Origin of the sequence: Sporosarcina sp. FSL K6-2383 (genome assembly GCF_038618305.1) — a bacterium.
Taxonomy (GTDB): Bacteria; Bacillota; Bacilli; order Bacillales_A; family Planococcaceae; genus Sporosarcina.
On record NZ_CP152017.1, the window covers coordinates 1,301,978 to 1,317,633 of the forward strand.

Consider the following 15,656-nt stretch of genomic DNA (forward strand, 5'->3'; position numbering starts at 1 on the left):
TGATACCAGGTACTAATAATAGATGATAAGAACGGAGATGTTGGCATGAATGCGGGTCTAATAGGCATCGGTAAATATGTACCGTCACATATCGTGACGAACGCGGATCTTGAAAAGCGCATGGATACGTCGGATGAATGGATTCGGACGATGACGGGTATAGAAGAGCGACGTATTGCAGATGATTCGACTGACACATCTGATATGGCATACAATGCAGCGGTAGATGCAATTCAAAGTGCAGGCATTAAACCGGAGGAAATCGGTTTAATACTCGTTGCAACGGTTACACCAGATCGACCATTTCCGTCTGTATCAACGATGATTCAAGAGCGATTAGGTGCAAAGAATGCTGCAGCAATGGATATTTCTGCAGCGTGTGCGGGTTTCATGTATGGGGTTGTGACCGCGAAGCAATTTGTCGAGTCAGGTGTTTATGATTATGTACTTGTCGTAGGCGTTGAAAAATTATCGAAAATTACAGACTGGGAAGATCGCAATACAGCTGTTTTATTTGGTGATGGTGCTGGAGCAGCGATTATCGGTAAAGTTAGCGATGGTCGAGGAATTCTATCATTTGAACTTGGAGCGGATGGCAGTGGCGGTAAACATCTATACCAAGATAAGTATCTTCAGATGAATGGTCGCGAAGTGTTCAAGTTCGCCGTCCGTCAAATGGGTGAATCGGCGATTAATGTCATTGAAAAAGCGGGACTTGAAAAGGAAGATGTTGATTTCTTAATTCCCCATCAAGCGAATATCCGTATTATGGAGTCTTCTCGTGAACGCCTTGGTTTATCGGTTGAAAAAATGTCGAAGACGGTTCATAAATATGGCAATACCTCGGCAGCATCAATTCCAATTTCGCTTGTCGATGATCTGGCTGAAGGTCGAGTGAAAGATGATGATATAATTGTTCTTGTCGGATTTGGCGGGGGACTCACATGGGGTGCTTTGTGCATTAAGTGGGGAAGATAAAACTAATTAAACGAAATGAAAAAATGGGGAACTATGGGGAATGGGTTCATTAACTAGATAGAAGGGAAGTATTATCACATGGAAAAAAGACGTGTAGTTATAACGGGAATCGGAGCTATTTCTCCGGTCGGGAATTCGGCTGAGGAGTCATGGGAGTCGGTTTTAGCTGGGAAATCTGGTGTTGGGCCATTAACGAGGCTTGATAGTGAGCAGTTTCCAGTGAAAGTTGCAGCAGAAGTAAAGGATTTTGACATAGAAGAATATATTCCGCGGAAAGACGCGCGTAAAATGGATCGTTTTACGCATTACGCATTAGCAGCTTCCGTTATGGCAATGAAAGATGCCAACCTTGAATTGGAAGGTGACTTGGCATTACGGACGGGTGTTTGGATTGGCTCTGGAATCGGTGGTATGGAAACGCATGAACAGCAATTCAAGACATTCCTCGAGAAAGGTTATCGTCGCGTGAGTCCATTTTTCGTGCCGATGATGATTCCAGATATGGCATCAGGTCAAGTGTCAATTCATCTAGGTGCGAAGGGTATTAACTCCTGTACAGTAACAGCTTGTGCATCTGGTACAAACTCAATCGGAGACGCGTTTGAAGTGATTCGCCGAGGTGACGCAGATGTGATGATTACGGGCGGTGCTGAAGCACCGATTACAACAATGTCGGTTGCGGGCTTTTGTGCCAATACGGCTTTGTCATTGAATCCAGATCCAGCAACGGCTTCACGTCCATTCGATGCAGAGCGGGATGGTTTTGTTATTGGTGAGGGTGCGGGTATTTTGATTCTTGAAGAATATGAACATGCAGTCGCTCGTGGTGCGAAAATCTATGCGGAACTGGTTGGCTATGGTTCAACTGGCGATGCGCATCATATTACGGCACCAGCTCCAGGTGGAGAAGGCGGCGCACGCGCAATGGCACAAGCGATTGAACAAAGCGGCATCGATCCAAATCAAATCGACTACATCAATGCACATGGTACGAGTACGCCATACAATGATTTATTCGAAACGATGGCAGCTAAAACGGTCTTCGGTGAACATGCGTATAAGCTAGCGATGAGTTCGACGAAATCGATGACGGGTCATTTATTGGGTGCGGCAGGTGGACTGGAAGCAATTTTCACGGTGAAGGCGTTGCAGGAAGGGATTCTGCCTCCGACAACGAATTTTGTCAATGCTGATCCAGAATGTGATCTTGATTATGTGACGGAAGGTGCGCGCAAGGCGGACATCGAGTATGCGATGAGCAACTCACTCGGCTTCGGCGGACATAACGCATCACTTGTTTTTAAGAAAATCTAAATTTGAATTTGGATAGGGCGTCCCAGTTATATGGGACGTCTTTTTTTATTGTGCGGAGGTGGTTGCGAGGTGGAAAGTGTGTCATTAGAGTTAACGCGATTGCCGTGACAGTTTCGAGTCTAGGCATTACAGAATGCCAATTTGCCATGACAGTTCCTGTTTGCCATTAGAGTTAACGCGATTGCCATGACAGTTTCGAGTCTAGCCATTACAGAATGTCAATATGCCATGACAGTTCCTGTTTGCCATTAGAGTTAACGCGATTGCCGTGACAGTTTCGGGTCTAGCCATTACAGAATGCCAATTTGCCATGACAGTTCCTGTTTGCCATTAGAGTTAACGCGATTGCCGTGACAATGCGTGTTTGCGCTGACAACCCGCAACTTCTCCTGAATTCATTCGAAGTAAAAGCCCCCTTCGTCTAAAGGGGGCAATGTCGTCATATATTTAAAGAAAATTCAAAGGACGATGTATATTGACACGACTATTTCTGTTTCTTATCAGTTATGGACTAATTGTGGTTACCGTATCGAATATGATTTTATATTTTAATTATCGAGCGCTTGGATATGAATGGCAACAGATTATCTACTATATCTTGCATACTGCTGACTTCACGCTCTTTGTACTAGCCGTGTTGATACTTATTCTTACCGTCTACGTCCGAGTCCCATCGCGGCTTCCATCTTCCCGAGGGTAGCGGCAGCAATGGCATGTGCTTTCTCAGCACCTTTATCGAGTATGTCGTCAAGGACAGGCGATTCGAGTAGCGCAAAGTATTTTTCTTGGATAGGAGATAAATGGTTAATGATAGTTTCAGCGACACCGGCTTTGAATGCACCGTAGCCAAGACCTTCGTATTTCGCAACAAGATCCTCAATGGAAACTCCACTTAGAGCGGATTCAATAGTTAATAAATTGGATACGCCTGGTTTATTTTCCACATCATAAGCTACAACACCGTCTGAGTCAGTGACTGCACTCTTGATTTTCTTCTCAATTTCTTTCGGTGTATCAAGAAGGGAAATCGTTCCTTTTTTATTCGGATCAGATTTACTCATTTTTTTGAGTGGTTCTTGAAGTGACTTAATTCGTGCCCCGTTTTTCGGAATGCGGATTTCTGGAATTGTCAGGACATCGCCATAGCGTTTGTTAAAGCGCTCAGCCAAATCACGTGTCAATTCAACATGCTGCTTCTGATCATCACCAACCGGGACGATATCCGTGTTATATAGAAGGATATCAGCGGCCATTAGTGGCGGATACGTTAGAAGAGCTGATGATACGCCTTCTTTTCCATCGGATTTATCTTTGAACTGTGTCATCCGCTCCAATTCGCCGATGTACGAAATACATTGCATAATCCATCCAGCTTGTGCGTGTGCTGGTACCTCGGATTGGATGAACAACACTGCTTTTTCTGGATCAATTCCAGTTGCAACATAAAGTGCAGCAAGCGAGCGAATCGCTTTCGCTAACTCTGCTGGGTCTTGTTGAATGGTAATCGCATGTTGATCCACAATACAAAATAAGCATTGCTGTTCGTGCTGCAACTCCGTAAATTGTCGAAAAGCTCCGATATAGTTGCCGAGTGTCACGATTCCTGTAGGCTGTACGCCTGAAAAAATGGTTTTCATGAATAAATCTCCTCCTCAATTTTTGAAAGTTGCTAAGGAACGCGGCTAAAGTGCGCGACGTCCTGTCGCAAAAGCCGCACATCTACATCCTGTAGACGAAAAAACATCAGCCGTCCCCGTAAAAGGGACGACTGATGTTTATATCAACCGTGGTACCACCCGAATTGCCCGAAGGCCACTCAAATACCCTTAACGCGGGGGGACGTGACAAGCTATCAAAAAATTTCACTTGTCAGGCTCGGGAACCCATTCTTTCAATATCGTTTACCTGTTTGCACCAACCACAGGCTCTCTATAAAACGATTACTGAAATACTATTTCCGTCATTGCCATTCGCTCAACTGTTTTCAAGATTATAATACGTCCATGATTAGTTTGCAATAGACATAACTTAATTCAGCAGAAGTTCACTGCTGAATCAAATTAAGCCTCCGGCGGATTCTATTAGATGTAAAAAATAACAAGCCCAATCCCCATGACGATTAAAACGAGGGCGCCAGTTCCTAAAAAAGGAAAAACAGGTGCTGAGAAAATTTCAGAAGGCGTTCGCATGGACATGACATCCTCCATCCGTCTTTTCGGTGTTAGCATTTTTCGCATTGTAACAGTGAATACATCAAAGAAACCAGTAGAAAATACAAAAATAACTAAACCGATAAACGTAATCGTTCCTCCAATAAGAAAAGATGAATTTATATAGGAGAGTAATGTTAGTTCTTTAAAATACGCGAGCATAATCAAGGCAATTATGAGTTGTGCAATGAAGAAATTTCGTGTCATTTTTTTCAAATTCCCACCTCAGTTCTGAATAATCTTAAAGGATTATTATTGAAAAATCAATGAATCGCTATTTATTACGAAATCAGAAATATTGGAATATAACATCATGAATGCTGATATAATCAGTTTCTTAATAGAATATCTGTCTTAGAACACTATAAAATATAAAAAAGGGATGTACAACTGCAATAATCATTGTATAATATTATTGTAAGTAGTTTTCAGACAATTTTGAGGAGGTCATTGATTTGAAAAACCACAAATTTATGTGGCTTGTAAGCATTTTGCTTGTACTAAGCGCGTTCCTTGCGGCGTGTGGCGACAAAACAGAAGATGCAGGCACTAAAGATCCAGTCAAAGAAGAAGACAAACCGGTTGCAGAGACTCCGGAAGAAGACTTAGCACAGGTTTTGAACTTAATTGAATCTGCAGAAATTCCTTCTATTGACTCATCAGTTTCAGAGGATGCTGTTGGTTTCAACGTACTAAACAACATCATGGAAGGGCTTTACCGTCTAGATGCAGATAGCCTTCCAACACCTGGTATGGCTGATGGTGAGCCAGAAATTAGTGAAGACGGATTAACGTATACATTTAAACTTCGTGATGCACAATGGTCTGATGGTACACCTGTTACTGCAAACGATTTCGTATTTGCTTGGCAACGTGCAATCGATCCAGCTACTGGTTCTCCTTATGGACCATACTTGATGGCTGGTATGATCAAAAACGCAACTGAAATCGGTGAAGGAACTGCAGAAATTGCAGATCTTGGTATCACGGCAGAAGATGACAAAACACTCGTCGTTGAACTTGAACGCCCGGTTGCTTATTTCTTATCATTAATGTCTTTCGGAACATTCTATCCACTTAACGAAGAATTCGTAACTGCTCAAGGTGATGCGTATGCATCAAATTCTGACAGTATGATCTATAACGGTCCATTCTCATTAGCTGACTGGGATGGTACTGGTAACTGGAAATATGTTAAAAATGAAAAGTACTGGGATGCTGCAACAGTACAACTTGAAGAAATCAATGTTGACGTTGTAAAAGAAACTTCAACAGCTGTTCAATTATATGAACAAGGTAAAAAAGATCGTGTAACACTTTCTGCTGAATATGCAATGCAATATGCTGATGATCCAAACATCATCAATGAGCTTGAAACAGCAGTATTCTATTTCAAACTTAACCAAGAACGTGGTGGCAAAGCTACACCGCTTGCAAATGCAGATATCCGTAAAGCACTTGCACGTGCATTCAATAAAGAAGAAATGGCAGAAGCAGTACTTGCGAACGGTTCTATCGCTGCTAACTTCCTAGTTGCATCAGACTTCACGTTTGATGAAAACGGTAAAGACTTCCGTGATTATAGCGGAGAGCACACTGCTTATAACCCTGAAGAAGCACTAGAATACTGGGAAAAAGGTCTAGCTACACTTGGCGTAGACAGCTTGGAAATTGAAATTCTTGGTGGAGACACTGAAAACGCTAAGAAACAACAAGAATGGTTTAAATCAGAATTCGAAAGAAATCTTCCAGGTTTGACAATCAAACTTAAAGAAGTACCTTTCGCAGTACGTCTTGAACTTGATGATACTAGCGATTACGACATTCAATCAGCTGGATGGGGCCCTGACTTCCAGGATCCAATTTCATTCATCGAATTGTTTGTAACAACTAGCCCACAAAACAAAATGAACTACTCTAGCGCTGAGTACGATGCACTTGTAGAATCTACAAAAACTACACTTGCGAACGATCCAGTTGCACGTTTCGAAGCATTTGCAAAAGCTGAGAAACTACTTCTAGATGAAGATACAGCTGTTATTCCTCAGTACCAACGCGGAAGAATGGTTCTTATGAATCCTAATGTACAAGGTCTTGCTACACACCCATTCGGTGGAGACTATAGCTACAAATGGACATATATGGCTCCAGAAGCGAAGTAAGAATTTGAAAGTTTGAAATCTCATAGAAAAGAGAGTATATGGTCGTTACAGCCCATGTACTCTCTTTTTCACTGAAATCAAACTGTCTCAAAATTCATTGTATTATCCTCGTTCAGCAGAAAACTTCCACTTCTATAAGTGGTGGGGTGAATGTAGGTAGGTCTACTGTTCATCGGTTATCTTGAACGATGATAAAATCTCCGATGGATGTCACGGATTTTAAAGGTAGCTTTTCGAGCGAGCTCGAAAAAATCCGGACGCAATTACGCTTTTGCGTAATTGATTAGATTGTGAGAATTGACAGTTAGTTATGGAGTGTATTGAAGATATCCAGGAGGTGCAAACATGGCAAAGTATATTACAAAACGTATAGTTTATATGTTCCTATCACTATTTCTCATTGCGTCATTTACATTTGTGCTTATGAAACTGCTTCCAGGGTCCCCGTTAGCTTCCGCAGCAAAATTATCCATTGAGCAAAGGGAAGTTGTCTATGAAAAATATGGCTTGAATGATCCAATTCCAGTGCAATATGTTCGGTATATGGGGAATTTAGCCAAAGGCGACTTCGGTGTATCATTCCAATATAAAAGTGCCGATGTAAAGGATTTAATCGTAAAAAAATTGAAATACTCAGCTCTACTAGGTAGCCAAGCACTTATTTTTGGGACGTTAATCGGAATTGTTCTCGGAATGATTGCAGCATTAAAACAAAATACGGTTTGGGATTACGGCAGTACAATCATTGCGATTATTGGTATATCCGTTCCCTCATTTGTTTTCGCAGTGCTCTTACAATATGTCTTTGCAGTGTGGCTTCAATGGCTGCCTGTTGGTTTATGGGAAGGATGGAAGTCGAGTATTCTGCCATCTGTCGCATTAGCTATGGGACCAGTCGCAATTGCTGCGAGGTTTATCCGTACTGAAATGATTGAAGTATTAAGCTCGGATTATATTTTATTAGCAAGAGCGAAGGGCGCGAATGGGTTTGAAATCGCTTTCAAACACGCGTTTCGTAATGCGTTGATTCCGCTTATTACGATACTCGGTCCAGTTGCCGCAGGACTATTAACAGGTTCACTTGTTGTTGAGCAGATTTTCGCAGTGCCTGGGATCGGTGAGCAATTCGTAAAATCTATTAACTCGAATGACTTTGCCGTTATTATGGGAACGACGATCTTCTTCTCAATCTTCTTGATAGTGATTATTTTAATTGTGGATATTCTTTATGGGGTTATTGACCCGCGTATCCGTTTGTCTGGAGGTTCCAAGTAATGACGAATAATATGGAGAAATTACCGAAAGACTCATTTGAGCGGATTACAGTCGATAGCTCACATGCGGAAAAAATCACAAAACCGAGTTTAAGCTTTTGGCAAGATGCTTGGCTACGTATTCGTAAAAATAAAGCGGCGATTGTCAGTATGTTTATCCTCATTTTTATCGTGTTCATGGCTTTTGCTGGACCGTTTATGGTTGAACATGATCCAGAGGATGTAAGAGTAACACATGCCAATTTACCGCCAAAAGTACCTGGTCTTGAAAAGCTAGGGATATTCGATGGGGTCGGTAAACTAGGTTCGAAAACACTTGATCTTTATGAGTTGAAAAAAATAGATGAGTACTACTGGTTTGGAACGGATAGCCTTGGACGTGACCTGTTTTCACGTATATGGAAAGGGACACAAATTTCCTTGCTTATCGCCTTCGTTGCCGCCGTCATTGATGTGGTTGTAGGTGTTATTTACGGGGGAATCTCCGGTTATTATGGAGGAAGAACCGATGATGTCATGCAGCGTATTGTTGAAATATTAGTCGGTATCCCAACGTTAGTCATTGTGATTCTCATGATTATGATTATGGAGGCCGGCATATTATCCATCATCATCGCGATAACGATAACCGGATGGATTGGAATGTCTCGGATAGTCCGTGGACAAGTACTGAAATATAAAAATATGGAGTTTGTCCTTGCAGCTAAAACACTAGGTGCTAGTAACACGCGTATTATTAGTAAGCACTTGCTGCCGAACTTGATGGCAATCGTCATTATTAATATGATGTTTACGATTCCGACTGCGATTTTCTTTGAAGCATTTTTAAGCTTTATCGGACTTGGATTGCAGGCACCACATGCATCACTAGGGACGCTCATTAATGATGGGTACAAGTTTATTGCCTATCAGCCGTATATGTTGCTATTCCCATCATTGGTGTTGAGTTTACTGATGATTGCGTTCAACTTAATTGGGGACGGCTTGCGTGATGCACTTGATCCGAAAATGAAAGATTAAAGGAGGAAAGCAAAATGGAGAAAATTGTTGAAGTGAAAAACCTGGAGCTTTCCTTCCATACCTTTGCAGGAGAAGTGAAAGCAATCCAAGGCGTCAATTTTGAAGTATTTAAAGGGGAAACACTTGCCATCGTTGGTGAGTCTGGGTCGGGTAAATCGGTGACAACGAAATCGATTATGCGACTTCTACCAAAATCGAGCACGGAATATAAGAATGGTGAGATTTTATTCGATGGGAAAGATCTGTTGAAAATATCTGAAAGAGATATGCAAAGGGTACGTGGGAAAGATATTTCGATGATTTTCCAAGACCCGATGACTTCGCTAAATCCAACGATGCCAATCGGCAAGCAGATTATGGAACCATTGTTTAAACACCAAAAGCTTGGAAAAGCAGAAGCGTGGAAAAAGGCGGTTGAGCTATTAGGGCTTGTTGGAATGCCGCAACCGGAAATGCGTATGAAGCAATATCCTCACCAATTTTCAGGTGGTCAGCGTCAACGGATTGTAATTGCTGTGGCACTAGCGTGTAATCCGAAAGTTCTTATTGCGGATGAGCCGACGACAGCACTAGACGTGACGATTCAAGCTCAAATTCTTGAGTTGATGAAGGATCTACAGAAAAAGATTGATACATCGATTATTTTCATTACACATGATCTTGGTGTTGTTGCCAACGTTGCTGACCGTGTAGCGGTTATGTACGGAGGACGTATTGTAGAAGTGGGGACAGTGGATGAAATTTTCTATAATCCACAACATCCATATACATGGGGACTGCTAAGTTCAATGCCTTCGCTAGATGCAAATGAAGAAAAGTTATATGCTATTCCTGGCACGCCACCGGATTTGTTGAATCCGCCAAAGGGGGATGCCTTTGCACTGCGTAGTGAATACGCGATGCAAATTGATATGGAACAAGTGCCACCGTTATTCAAAGTGAGTGAAACACATTATGCTGCAACATGGTTGCTCCATCCAGATGCACCGCAAGTGGACCCACCAGCGGCGGTTATCGAACGTATGAAGAGATTCCCGGGTAGCCGTTATTACGAAGGCAATGCAGGAGGTGTTCAGTAATGGCTGAAAAATTACTTGAAATTAAAAATTTAAAGCAGTATTTCAACGTTGGTAAAAAGAATGAAGTACGTGCGGTTGACGGCATTACATTTGATATTTACAAAGGTGAAACACTCGGTCTTGTAGGAGAATCCGGCTGTGGTAAATCAACAACAGGTCGTACCATTATCCGTTTGTATGATGCAACGGGTGGGGAAGTTATTTACGACGGTATTGATGTCCATACAAAGAAATCAAAAACAGAGCTGAAGGCGTTTAACCGCAAAATGCAAATGATTTTCCAGGATCCTTATGCATCACTGAATCCTCGCATGAAAGTATTGGATATTATTGCGGAAGGGCTTGATATCCACGGATTAGTTAAGAATCCGACGGAGCGGACGGCGCGTGTCCATGAGCTGTTAGAAACAGTAGGATTGAACCGTGAGCACGCCAATCGTTATCCGCATGAATTTTCCGGGGGGCAACGTCAGCGTCTTGGGATCGCTCGTGCGTTGGCTGTTGAACCAGAATTCATCATTGCGGATGAGCCGATTTCTGCGTTAGATGTTTCCATCCAAGCACAGGTGGTTAACTTATTGAAAGAGCTTCAAGAGGAAAAAGGATTGACGTATTTATTCATCGCGCATGACTTGTCGATGGTTAAATATATCTCCGACCGAATCGGTGTGATGTATTTCGGAAAACTAGTTGAGCTTGGTCCGGCTGAAACGTTGTACACTGCACCATTGCATCCTTATACACAGTCCTTGCTGTCAGCAATCCCGTTACCGGATCCTGACTATGAACGAAATCGTGTACGGAAAAGCTACGATCCGAAAGTACATGAGTATGGTCCGGATGAAGAAGTAATTATGCGTGAAGTGACACCGGGACATTTTGTTCTTTGTTCACAACGTGAATTTGAAACTTTTAAAAAATAATGAGTAGCGGGACCGGTTTTCGACAAGAGAACCGGTCTTTTCATGTTTTTCTCTATTATTCGTCTATTTCCTTTGTTAGAATAGATGAATAGAAAGGTCGTGCAAATATGAAAATAGTTAAGTGGATGTCAGTCATGCTTCTCGCTACTGGATTGGCAATTCCAATGGTGGCCTACGCAGAAGAAAATCAGCAGCAGGTAGAAGGTTTTACACAACGTACATATGGATTTGAAGTAATTGATGAGCAACTGATTGCCTCGTCAGCGCTATTCCGCTTTGATTCTGGGCTAACCTTTACGTATCCAGATGCAGTACGCGGCGTTTACGTGACAGGGCACTCAGCAGGTGGAGAGCGCTTTTCGTATTTGACGAATTTACTTGATACGACAGACCTCAATGCAATGGTCATAGATATTAAAGATGATTATGGCAATATTACATATAAACCGGCTGATGATTCTCCACTCAAAGTGCTGGATATCGGCAAACCTTACATTAAAGATCCGCAGGCAATGTTGAAAACACTTGAAGAAAAAGAAATTTATCCGATTGCGCGTATTGTTGTCTTTAAAGATAGTGTGCTAGCAGAAAAACGCCCTGAGCTGTCTTTCGTGGATGGTGATGAAGTATGGAAAAATGGACGCGGTGAATCCTTTGTCAATCCCTTTATGAAGGAAGTATGGGATCATAACATCGCGATCGCCATCGAAGTAGCCAAAATGGGCTTCCAAGAAATACAGTTCGATTATGTGCGCTTTCCAGAGGGTTTTGAAAAGCGGCACGATACATTGAAATATTCATTTGAAACATATGAAGAATCAGATCTCGATCCGGTCCAACGAAGAGTAGAAGCGATTACGGACTTCGTAGCCTATGCACGGGAGCAGTTAAAGCCATATGGAGTTGAAGTATCTGTAGATATATTCGGCTATGCAGCAACGCTCCCAGAGGCTCCAGGGATTGGTCAAAACTTCTTGAAGATTTCCGAAAATGTAGATGTCATCTCCTCAATGATTTATCCGAGTCACTGGACATCCTATTTTGGTATCGCGAAACCGGATCTTGAGCCATATAAATTAGTGTCTGAATATGCTAAGGTCGAGAATACAAAATTGGCTGAACTCAATAATCCGCCAGTGTCACGGCCGTGGATTCAAGACTTTAGCGCACCATGGCTCGGAAAAGGTAATTTTTTGAGATATGGAAAAGCAGAAGTCGAGGCGCAGATTAAAGGGTTGAAGGATAACGGCATTGATGAGTATTTATTGTGGAACGCAGGAAATCGTTATTCGGAAGGTGTTAATTATAAACCGTAAAAAGGAAAGTCCAGAGAAAGATTCTGGACTTTTTCGATTTTAAATGAAACCTTTGACCATTGAGAAACGTATTATATAAGAGAAGGGTAGCTAATAATTTTCAATTAGGATTCATCTAAATGAGAAAAGTTTTTATTTGACAAATCAGATGTTTAAATGTTCGGTGTGCTGGGTATAACAGTATAGAGCCGAAATAAGCATGAAGTAAAATCGTGATAAAGCCACTAACTATTGAGAAATTGTGACAAACCTCTGTTGTTTAGTAAATTTTTTTCAAAAAGTGTATTCATCAGTAATGAATATGTGTATAATAGGCTTTAGTAATAACCACATTAAAATTATTCTAATTTAATTGTACAAATATAATTTTTACCATTCGATCCAACTGAAAGGAAGTGTCAGCATATGATGGTTACATTATTTACATCTCCAAGCTGTACATCATGCAGAAAAGCTAAAGCATGGTTGGAGGAACATGATATTCCGTACACAGAACGAAATATTTTTTCGGAACCTTTGAATATTGACGAAATAAAAGAAATTCTTCGCATGACTGAAGACGGTACAGACGAAATTATTTCAACACGTTCGAAGATTTTCCAAAAACTCAATGTCGATGTAGAAAGCTTACCACTACAGCGTCTATACGAGTTAATCCAAGAACATCCTGGCTTATTGAGAAGACCAATTATTCTTGATGAAAAAAGGTTACAAGTAGGGTATAATGAAGATGAGATTCGTCGTTTCCTACCGAGAAAAGTAAGAGCCTATCAGCTGCTTGAAGCGCGGCGCATGGTAAACTAATTTGACAATAGTGTAAAGCTGATGGGAATTGACATTGAAAAATGCCGTAAACCTGTCAGTTTTTTTATTTATATTCAGCAGATGTTTAAACATCTGCTGAATATAAGAGGAACGCAGGCTAAGGTCGCCACGTCCTGCGGCAACGCCTGCATGACCAACATCCTGTTGGCCCAAGCCTCCGGCAGATGTCACGGATTTTGAAGGGAGCCTTTTGAGCCCGCTCGAAAAAAATCCGGACGCAATTACGCTGGGGGCGTAATTGATTTCTCTTGCTTTCCCGGTGGATGTTTTCTACAATGCTATTACTATCAAAATTATTCATCCTGAGGCAGAACCCTTTCAAATTTGGCAGGATGGTCATATATTAAGTATAAGCATTGCAGGATTTTTACAAACATTGATTGAAGGGGACGGTCAGATCCTGTTTAACTTGAATCAGCAAATTCTTTTGCTGATTCAAGTTAAGCCTCCGGCGGATGTTAGGGATTTTGAGGAGAGTTTATTGTGAATCGAACAGCAAAGGGTTTGATTTGCCGTATTTTTGCGTTTTTTGCAGAAATTAAGGCACTTAGATAAGCACAATTCAAAATCCCAACGCAATTACGCAGAGGCGTAATTGATAGGAAGGGAGAGAATAAAAAATGGAAATAGAGCGCATTAACGAAAATACAGTTAAATTTTTTCTATCATATATCGATATTGAAGAACGCGGTTTTACGCGTGAGGAAGTCTGGTATAATCGCGACAAAAGTGAGGAACTTTTTTGGGAAATGATGGACGAAATCAATGATGAATCTGAGTTCGAAATCGAGGGGCCACTTTGGATTCAAGTCCATGCTATGAGCGGTGGAATTGAAGTGACAGTGACTCGGGCGCAAATGTCCGACGATGGTGAACCAATAGAATCACCTTTTGGCATGGCCGATCCAAGAAAAATGTTTCCGCATGAAGGTGAAGTATTCGGTGAAGAGGAAGAAACAATTCCGGATATGAATGGTGGTACATTAGAATGGCTCGACAATGTATTTGTCTTCCAAGAATTTGATGATATCATTCCACTCGTAGATCGAATGGATGGTTATAACGTTAACACATCACTCTATTCATATGATAACCACTACTACTTACATGTGGCGTATGAGGATGAAACGATGGATGAAGGACGCAAAACAGATTTATATAGTGTAGTGTCTGAATTTGGAATGCCATCCAATCTAACGATCCATCGACTTAAGGAATACGGTAAGGTCGTGATGGATTCAGACGTATTCACAACTATTCAACACTATTTTGGAACTAAATAACAAAAAGGCAGCTATCTAAGTATAGGATAGCTGTTTTTTTCTTGCAATTAAATTGGAATATTTGTAAAATTGAGCGGAGGGAGGAGATTACAATACTAACAGCGAAATTGAAAAATGGAGAATTACTCATTTTAACGCCAGAGCTAAAAAGGGATCAGTTAAAGAAATGGCGAAATTCACGAACATTCTTATGTCCACAATGCAATGCGCCTGTTAACTTGAAGGTTGGAGACATCGTCATTCCGCATTTTGCTCATAAAAAAGACGCAGCTTGTTCGACTACTTTTTCAGAAGGTGAAACTCCAGAACATTTGATGGGAAAACAACAATTGTATTTATTGTTAAAGAAACGAACAAAGCATGTTGAACTCGAACCCTTTTTGCGTATGCTATCACAGCGTCCCGACATTCTCGTGATGACAGAATCCGATACGATGCCCATCGAGTTTCAATGTAGTACGATTCCTATTTCGGAAATGGAATCGAGATCTAATGGTTATCGCAGTATAGGCATGAAGCCGATATGGATTTTGCATACCCCAACAAAATTCACTGGAATCGCTTACGGTGTCGGCCTGTTTCATTTTTCGAAGTTCCACGAAAGTTTTTTTACCCACATACATCCTGAAGGCTATACCTTACTCACATATAAACCCCAAAAAGAACGCTTCCATTATTTTTCAAATCTTATCCATGTTGCTGGTAAACGATATATTGGCATCCACCGTTCGTTATCAGTAGACAAGCAAGTATTTCCTTTTGCACGGCCGAAAACGCCAACTAAAGAAGAACTCGAGCAATATATATCCATCTATTTGGCAATGCGCAATGAATTTCTACAATCTCGTATTTTATTGAGTAGAAGGGGTGTAAATGACCCTTTTTTAAAAATGTGTTATGAAATGCGTATGCATCCAACGAATCTTCCGCAGTGGGTTGGGTTACCAGTGGCTCATAGCGAGTCATTTCGTGAACATGATTGTGAGTGGCAATTGAATCTCATTTACTTTATGAGACGTAAAGGGATTAGTTTTAAGGAGTTGACGAACAGTCAAATTCACCGTTTTGTACGTAGAATGGAAGTGCCAACCATTGGGCAAGAAAAAGCCTGCCAAGTATATCGCGATTTTCTAATTGCAGAAGGCATTGAGTCCTTTCAAAATCACCAGGTTATTGATGAAATGATTATTTTTAGGCTATTGTCAGAAAGATTACTTGCAAAGCGGTATGAAAATTGAGAAAATAGAACTGATTCGCTTCCCGAAGTAACGG

14 protein-coding genes and 1 other annotated feature are annotated in these 15,656 nt (G+C 41.3%); of the genes, 12 read left to right on the forward strand and 2 right to left on the reverse strand.

Annotation, left to right across the window (positions count from 1 at the left end):
- The first annotated feature begins 45 nt into the window (after positions 1 to 45).
- Positions 46 to 978, forward strand: coding sequence for a beta-ketoacyl-ACP synthase III (locus MKZ10_RS06495; protein WP_342508967.1), 933 nt, complete (start codon positions 46 to 48; stop codon positions 976 to 978).
- A gap of 78 nt (positions 979 to 1,056) precedes the next feature.
- Positions 1,057 to 2,292: a beta-ketoacyl-ACP synthase II gene (gene fabF / locus MKZ10_RS06500; protein WP_342508969.1), complete on the forward strand. Its 1,236-nt coding sequence runs from the start codon at positions 1,057 to 1,059 to the stop codon at positions 2,290 to 2,292.
- A gap of 650 nt (positions 2,293 to 2,942) precedes the next feature.
- Here fabF and trpS read toward each other — a convergent pair.
- Together trpS and MKZ10_RS06510 are read right to left on the reverse strand one after the other, a co-directional pair.
- On the reverse strand, positions 2,943 to 3,929 hold the full coding sequence (gene trpS, locus MKZ10_RS06505; protein ID WP_342508971.1) for a tryptophan--tRNA ligase: 987 nt from the start codon (positions 3,927 to 3,929) through the stop codon (positions 2,943 to 2,945).
- A 120-nt stretch (positions 3,930 to 4,049) separates the two neighbouring features.
- Positions 4,050 to 4,265, reverse strand: a binding site (T-box leader).
- A 108-nt stretch (positions 4,266 to 4,373) separates the two neighbouring features.
- Positions 4,374 to 4,709: a DUF3899 domain-containing protein gene (locus MKZ10_RS06510; protein WP_342510063.1), complete on the reverse strand. Its 336-nt coding sequence runs from the start codon at positions 4,707 to 4,709 to the stop codon at positions 4,374 to 4,376.
- A 248-nt stretch (positions 4,710 to 4,957) separates the two neighbouring features.
- Here MKZ10_RS06510 and MKZ10_RS06515 point away from each other — a divergent pair, with 248 nt between their 5' ends.
- The 10 genes from MKZ10_RS06515 to MKZ10_RS06560 all read left to right on the forward strand — a co-directional run bounded on the left by MKZ10_RS06515 (position 4,958) and on the right by MKZ10_RS06560 (position 15,622).
- Positions 4,958 to 6,664 carry a peptide ABC transporter substrate-binding protein gene (locus MKZ10_RS06515; RefSeq protein ID WP_342508973.1) on the forward strand — a complete coding sequence of 569 codons (1,707 nt, stop codon included), beginning with the start codon at positions 4,958 to 4,960 and terminating at the stop codon, positions 6,662 to 6,664.
- Between the two features lie 345 nt (positions 6,665 to 7,009).
- Positions 7,010 to 7,939: an oligopeptide ABC transporter permease gene (opp3b, locus tag MKZ10_RS06520; RefSeq protein ID WP_342508975.1), complete on the forward strand. Its 930-nt coding sequence runs from the start codon at positions 7,010 to 7,012 to the stop codon at positions 7,937 to 7,939.
- Positions 7,939 to 8,958, forward strand: a complete 1,020-nt coding sequence (opp3C, locus tag MKZ10_RS06525) for an oligopeptide ABC transporter permease (RefSeq protein ID WP_342508977.1) — start codon at positions 7,939 to 7,941, stop codon at positions 8,956 to 8,958. Before opp3b ends, opp3C begins: the two co-directional genes overlap by 1 nt.
- A 14-nt stretch (positions 8,959 to 8,972) precedes the next feature.
- Positions 8,973 to 10,037: an ABC transporter ATP-binding protein gene (locus MKZ10_RS06530; protein ID WP_342508979.1), complete on the forward strand. Its 1,065-nt coding sequence runs from the start codon at positions 8,973 to 8,975 to the stop codon at positions 10,035 to 10,037.
- Complete coding sequence (locus MKZ10_RS06535) at positions 10,037 to 10,960, forward strand: ATP-binding cassette domain-containing protein (protein ID WP_342508982.1); 924 nt, start codon at positions 10,037 to 10,039, stop codon at positions 10,958 to 10,960. Before MKZ10_RS06530 ends, MKZ10_RS06535 begins: the two co-directional genes overlap by 1 nt.
- A 107-nt stretch (positions 10,961 to 11,067) precedes the next feature.
- On the forward strand, positions 11,068 to 12,276 hold the full coding sequence (locus MKZ10_RS06540) for a putative glycoside hydrolase (protein WP_342508984.1): 1,209 nt from the start codon (positions 11,068 to 11,070) through the stop codon (positions 12,274 to 12,276).
- 408 nt (positions 12,277 to 12,684) lie between these two features.
- The gene (gene spxA / locus MKZ10_RS06545; RefSeq protein WP_203246566.1) at positions 12,685 to 13,080 is read left to right on the forward strand and encodes a transcriptional regulator SpxA; all 396 of its coding nucleotides are present in this window, start codon (positions 12,685 to 12,687) and stop codon (positions 13,078 to 13,080) included.
- A 259-nt stretch (positions 13,081 to 13,339) separates the two neighbouring features.
- Positions 13,340 to 13,588 carry a hypothetical protein gene (locus MKZ10_RS06550; protein WP_342508986.1) on the forward strand — a complete coding sequence of 83 codons (249 nt, stop codon included), beginning with the start codon at positions 13,340 to 13,342 and terminating at the stop codon, positions 13,586 to 13,588.
- 133 nt (positions 13,589 to 13,721) lie between these two features.
- On the forward strand, positions 13,722 to 14,384 hold the full coding sequence (mecA, locus tag MKZ10_RS06555) for an adaptor protein MecA (RefSeq protein WP_342508988.1): 663 nt from the start codon (positions 13,722 to 13,724) through the stop codon (positions 14,382 to 14,384).
- A gap of 41 nt (positions 14,385 to 14,425) precedes the next feature.
- On the forward strand, positions 14,426 to 15,622 hold the full coding sequence (locus MKZ10_RS06560; RefSeq protein ID WP_342508990.1) for a competence protein CoiA family protein: 1,197 nt from the start codon (positions 14,426 to 14,428) through the stop codon (positions 15,620 to 15,622).
- Positions 15,623 to 15,656: the final 34 nt, after the last annotated feature.

Excerpts from the sequence above, each read along its gene's own strand:
- MKZ10_RS06495 (WP_342508967.1), top strand. The coding sequence starts at position 46 with ATGAATGCGGGTCTAATAGGCATCGGTAAATATGTACCGTCACATATC.
- fabF (WP_342508969.1), top strand. The coding sequence starts at position 1,057 with ATGGAAAAAAGACGTGTAGTTATAACGGGAATCGGAGCTATTTCTCCG.
- trpS (WP_342508971.1), bottom strand. The coding sequence starts at position 3,929 with ATGAAAACCATTTTTTCAGGCGTACAGCCTACAGGAATCGTGACACTC.
- MKZ10_RS06510 (WP_342510063.1), bottom strand. The coding sequence starts at position 4,709 with ATGACACGAAATTTCTTCATTGCACAACTCATAATTGCCTTGATTATG.
- opp3b (WP_342508975.1), top strand. The coding sequence starts at position 7,010 with ATGGCAAAGTATATTACAAAACGTATAGTTTATATGTTCCTATCACTA.
- opp3C (WP_342508977.1), top strand. The coding sequence starts at position 7,939 with ATGACGAATAATATGGAGAAATTACCGAAAGACTCATTTGAGCGGATT.
- MKZ10_RS06530 (WP_342508979.1), top strand. The coding sequence starts at position 8,973 with ATGGAGAAAATTGTTGAAGTGAAAAACCTGGAGCTTTCCTTCCATACC.
- MKZ10_RS06535 (WP_342508982.1), top strand. The coding sequence starts at position 10,037 with ATGGCTGAAAAATTACTTGAAATTAAAAATTTAAAGCAGTATTTCAAC.
- MKZ10_RS06540 (WP_342508984.1), top strand. The coding sequence starts at position 11,068 with ATGAAAATAGTTAAGTGGATGTCAGTCATGCTTCTCGCTACTGGATTG.
- spxA (WP_203246566.1), top strand. The coding sequence starts at position 12,685 with ATGGTTACATTATTTACATCTCCAAGCTGTACATCATGCAGAAAAGCT.
- mecA (WP_342508988.1), top strand. The coding sequence starts at position 13,722 with ATGGAAATAGAGCGCATTAACGAAAATACAGTTAAATTTTTTCTATCA.